The organism is Streptomyces sp. NPDC018031 (assembly GCF_044327625.1).
Lineage (GTDB): Bacteria > Actinomycetota > Actinomycetes > Streptomycetales > Streptomycetaceae > Streptomyces.
On sequence record NZ_JBIRFT010000073.1, the window covers coordinates 1 to 1220 of the forward strand.

Consider the following 1220-nt stretch of genomic DNA (forward strand, 5'->3'; position numbering starts at 1 on the left):
GCGCCGGCTGTATCGCTGGGGCCGATGCAGGTTGCCGCTGATCTTGCCGGAGTCGCGGGGCGCGGGGGCGACGCCGGCGAACCCGGCCAGCCGGTCGGCGCTGGCGAAGGCGTCCATGTCTCCGCCGGTTGCGGCGATGAATTCGGCGCCGAGCAGGGGGCCGATGCCCGGCAGGCTGGCGATCGCTTCGGCGTGCTGGTGTTCGCGAAACCGACCCTCGATGAGTTTGTCGGTCTCGGCGACCTTCTCGTTGAGGCCCATCACCTCCCGAGCGAGAGATTGCACCACCAGGGCGGTGACCTTCTCTCCCGGGACGCTGGTCTGCTGGCCTTCAGCGGCCTCAACGGCTTTGGCGGCGAGCTGGTCGGCTGCGCGGACCTTGCGGTTCCGCAGCCAGGTGGTCAGCCGCTTGACGCCAGTGCGGCGCATGGCGGCCGGGGTCTGGTAGCCCGCCAGCAGCACCAGTGGGCCGGTGTTGCCGAGGTCGAGTTCGCGCTCCAGGCCGGGGAAGATCCCGGTCAGGTGGCCGCGGAGCCGGTTGACGGTCCTGGTGCGGTCATCCACCAGGTCGCGGCGGTGGGCGGTGAGGACCTTCAGTTCGGTGACCAGTTCGTCGCCCGACCGCAGGGGCATCAGGTCGCGGCGTATGCGGGCCTGGTCGGCGATGACTGCCGCATCCTTGGCGTCGGTCTTGCCGTCGCCCCGGTAGCCCTCCGAGGCGCGGTTGACGGTCCGTCCGGGGATGTAGAGCAAGGGCTGGCCGTGGTTGAGCAGGATCGCGATCGCGAGGGCGGCGCCACCGTCGGCGAGGTCGATTCCCCACGCGGTCACCTCGCCCAGGGCGAGGACGTCGGCCAAGAGCTGAAGCAGTTCGGTCTCGTCGTTGGCCACACGCCGCGACAGGAGCCGCTTGCCGGTGTCGTCGATCACCACGCAGTGGTGATGGGTCTTTCCGGCGTCGATCCCGGCCCAGATCTCTGTCACACGGTTCTCCACGGGTCGCTTGCGTACAGGTACCACGGACGACCTCGCTGGCAAGTCCCTACTGAGCGATCAGTGCCGCAATTTCTAATGAGCAGCCGAGTCGTCGTGGGGGCCCGGGCGGCCAATCGTCAGCAGCCACGGTCGGCAGAGTTCTGAAAGCCACACCCGGGCCCCCTGGGTGGGCCAACCATACGAAGGGCTCGCCCAGTCCCGAGGAAAAACGTAGGGAGTTCTGA

Annotated in this window: 1 protein-coding gene; it reads right to left on the bottom strand. The window is 68.7% G+C overall.

The features are described 5' to 3' along the window. Nucleotides 1-984 (bottom strand): IS110 family transposase (locus ACH4B3_RS34280; RefSeq protein WP_398469715.1); only part of this gene is annotated, 984 nt, incomplete at its 3' end. Nucleotides 985-1220: the final 236 nt, after the last annotated feature.